Source organism: Streptomyces sp. 13-12-16 (assembly GCF_002114215.1).
GTDB lineage: Bacteria > Actinomycetota > Actinomycetes > Streptomycetales > Streptomycetaceae > Streptomyces.
In genome coordinates, this window is sequence record NZ_NCTE01000651.1 from 1 (window position 1) to 2,710 (window position 2,710).

General features: G+C 73.8%; 4 protein-coding genes and 1 pseudogene. 3 read left to right on the top strand and 2 right to left on the bottom strand.

Going from position 1 to position 2,710, the window contains the following annotated elements:
* Window positions 1-395 (bottom strand): annotated as a pseudogene (locus B7767_RS25055) (hypothetical protein); the annotation flags it as partial.
* Between the two features lie 140 nt (window positions 396-535).
* Between B7767_RS25055 and npdG the strand changes: the two are divergent.
* Both npdG and B7767_RS25065 read left to right on the top strand, forming a co-directional pair.
* Window positions 536-1,255: an NADPH-dependent F420 reductase gene (gene npdG / locus B7767_RS25060; RefSeq protein ID WP_085574179.1), complete on the top strand. Its 720-nt coding sequence runs from the start codon at window positions 536-538 to the stop codon at window positions 1,253-1,255.
* Window positions 1,256-1,321: 66 nt separating this feature from the next.
* Window positions 1,322-1,513, top strand: a complete 192-nt coding sequence (locus tag B7767_RS25065; RefSeq protein WP_085574180.1) for a hypothetical protein — start codon at window positions 1,322-1,324, stop codon at window positions 1,511-1,513.
* Here the strand turns inward: B7767_RS25065 and B7767_RS25070 are convergent.
* On the bottom strand, window positions 1,503-2,303 hold the full coding sequence (locus B7767_RS25070; protein ID WP_085574181.1) for a site-2 protease family protein: 801 nt from the start codon (window positions 2,301-2,303) through the stop codon (window positions 1,503-1,505). The genes B7767_RS25065 and B7767_RS25070 overlap by 11 nt on opposite strands.
* Before the next feature lie 160 nt (window positions 2,304-2,463).
* Here B7767_RS25070 and B7767_RS25075 point away from each other — a divergent pair.
* The coding region (locus B7767_RS25075; protein WP_143652626.1) for a helix-turn-helix domain-containing protein at window positions 2,464-2,710 on the top strand (247 nt) is incomplete at its 3' end.

The following is a 2,710-nucleotide window of genomic DNA, read 5'->3' on the forward strand; positions in this document are numbered from 1 at the left end:
ACCGTCGCCCCGGCCCGGCGGGCGTCGCACACCCGCTCGAGGAGCGGGGCCGCCTCCTCCCCGGCCGTCTCCCCGGGCGCCACCACCAGCAGCGTCTCGCCCCGCCGCACCGCCTCCAGGCGCCCCAGGCCCACCGCCAGATGCGCCGGGTCCGAGGCGCGCGCGTCGTGCCGTACGAGCGTGGGGGCCAGCTCCGGGGTGCCCGACCAGGCGGCCTCGTCCGCCAGGTGCGCCGCCAGATGCCACGGCTCGTACTCCGGTGTGCCCACGAGCAGCAGCCCGCCGCCGTGCGAGACCACCGACCCGCGCAGCGTCCCCGCGAAGTGCCGGGTGGCGCCCAGCCATTCCGTCCCGGCGAGCACTTCCCGCAGCAGCGCGACCCGTACCGCATCCATACGGCCGCATCCTGTCCCAACCCCGAGCCCGCGTCCCGGTGTTCGGCCCGGATTCGCCCGAACCGGGGACACGGCCCCGGGCCGCGTGACAGGGCTCACGTACACCGGGCGCGGCGTCGTCACGGACGTAGAGTCGGGCCATGACCTCCAGTGACAGTGACAGCACGCAGCCGCCCGCGAAGGCCCCCGCCAAGGACCCCTGGGACCTGCCCGACGTCTCCGGGCTCGTCGTCGGTGTGCTCGGCGGCACCGGACCGCAGGGCAAGGGCCTGGCCTACCGGCTCGCCAAGGCCGGCCAGAAGGTGATCATCGGCTCCCGCGCCGCCGAGCGCGCGCAGGCCGCCGCCGAGGAGCTCGGGCACGGCGTCGAGGGCGCCGACAACGCCGAGACCGCCCGGCGCAGCGACGTCGTGATCGTCGCCGTGCCGTGGGACGGCCACGGCAAGACCCTCGACTCCCTGCGCGAGGAACTGGCCGGCAAGCTCGTCGTGGACTGCGTCAACCCCCTCGGCTTCGACAAGCAGGGCGCCTACGCGCTGAAGCCGGAGGAGGGCAGCGCCGCCCAGCAGGCCGCCGCGCTGCTGCCGGACTCCCGGGTCACCGCCGCCTTCCACCACCTGTCCGCCGTACTGCTCCAGGACCCGGAGATCGACGAGATCGACACCGACGTGATGGTGCTCGGCGAGGTCCGGGCCGACGTCGAGATCGTGCAGGCGCTCGCCGGACGCATTCCGGGCATGCGGGGCATCTTCGCCGGGCGGCTGCGCAACGCCCACCAGGTGGAGTCGCTGGTCGCCAACCTGATCTCCGTCAACCGCCGCTACAAGGCACACGCCGGGCTCCGCGTCACGGACGTATGAGGCGATGGGGGACACTGGACGCCGTAGCAGTGCCGTAGCAGTGTCCCCCGACAGGAGCCCCCAGCCATGCCCCGCCTCGCCCTCTACGCCCTCGTCGTCTGCCTCCTCACCGTCGCCGCGGCCGTCGTCTCCTTCGTGCGGGGCAGCGTGTTCATCGGCGTCGTCTGGGTGCTGCTGGCGGGCCTGTCGTCCAACATGACCTGGTACTACCTGCGGCGCGGGCGGGCCGCGGGGCGGAACGGCTCCGTCACGGGCTGACCGAGCAGTACCCGTCCGTCTCCCGCCAGAAGCGGAACAGGTCGTAGCCGCAGTACGTGTCGAGCTCGTCGATGCCCAGCGTCCCCAGCAGCGAGTCGACCACGTCGAAGAACGCGCCGTTCACCGACGGCACCCACAGCAGCGCGAACACGAACAGCAGACCGAACGGGGCGAACGGCTCCACCTGCCGCCGGATGCCGTACGACAGCCAGGGCTCGATCACGCCGTAGCCGTCCAGCCCCGGGACCGGCAGGAAGTTCAGGATCGCGGCCGTCACCTGGAGCAGCGCCAGGAACGCCAGCGCGAAGCGGAAGTCGGCCGGCACGCCGTCCAGCGCGCCCAGCCAGAACGGCGCCGTGCACACGACCGCGAACAGCACGTTCGTCAGCGGGCCCGCCGCCGAGATCAGGCTGTGCCGCCAGCGCCCCCGGATCCAGCCGCGCTCGATGAACACGGCACCGCCCGGCAGACCGATCCCGCCCATGACGACGAAGACGACCGGGAGCACGATGCTCAGCAGGGCGTGCGTGTACTTCATCGGGTTCAGCGTGAGGTAGCCCTTCGCGCCGACCGATATGTCGCCGCTGTGCAGGGCGGTGCGCGCGTGCGCGTACTCGTGCAGGCACAGGGAGACGATCCAGGCGGCCGTCACGAACAGGAACACGGCCACGCCCGGCTGCTCGGCGAACCCGGTCCAGGTGGCCCACCCGGTGACCGCCGTCACGGCCAGGATGCCCAGGAAGACCGGGCTGATCCTCCGGTCGCTGCGACGGGTGGCGGCGGTGGTCATGGGGCTCCTCGGACGGTCGGGCGCGGACGGGGACCGCCCGACGGTACCGGGCGCACGGTGAGAACGTCTCGCGCCGGCCGCCGGTTCCGCGCAGGGTGAGGACGGCCACACCGACCGGGCCGGCCGGGCCCCGTGCCCCCCGCCACCACCACCGGAGACAATGGACCCCGTGCGCTACCGCATCCTCGGCACCACCCAGGCACTCCGCCCCGACGGCACCGTCGTCCCCGTCGGCGGGGCGCGGCTGCGCGCCCTGCTGACCGTGCTCGCCCTGCGGACCGGGCGCACCGTGCCCGTGGGCCTGCTGGTCGACGAGGTCTGGGGGGACGCGGACCCGCCGGCCGACGCCACCGGGGCGCTCCAGGCGCTGGTGGGGCGGCTGCGCCGGACGCTCGGCGCGGACCAGA